The 220-nt window shown below is 50.9% G+C and carries 1 rRNA gene; it reads right to left on the bottom strand.

What is annotated here, in order from left to right:
- Positions 1-199: ribosomal RNA gene (locus ACOZIO_RS25160) — 16S ribosomal RNA — on the bottom strand; the annotation flags it as partial.
- Positions 200-220 lie beyond the last annotated feature (21 nt).

The raw sequence follows: 220 nt of genomic DNA, 5'->3' as shown, positions 1-220 counted from the left end.
ACTTTGCTCTTTCGAGGTCATGCGGTATTAGCTACCGTTTCCAGTAGTTATCCCCCTCCATCAGGCAGTTTCCCAGACATTACTCACCCGTCCGCCGCTCGCCGGCAAAGTAGCAAGCTACTTCCCGCTGCCGCTCGACTTGCATGTGTTAGGCCTGCCGCCAGCGTTCAATCTGAGCCATGATCAAACTCTTCAATTAAAAGTTCGATTTGCTTAAACA

The sequence above is a fragment of the Rahnella sp. PD4 genome (assembly GCF_049199325.1).
GTDB classification, from domain to species: Bacteria; Pseudomonadota; Gammaproteobacteria; order Enterobacterales; family Enterobacteriaceae; genus Rahnella; species Rahnella perminowiae.
This window is presented reverse-complemented; position numbering and strand designations above follow the sequence as displayed.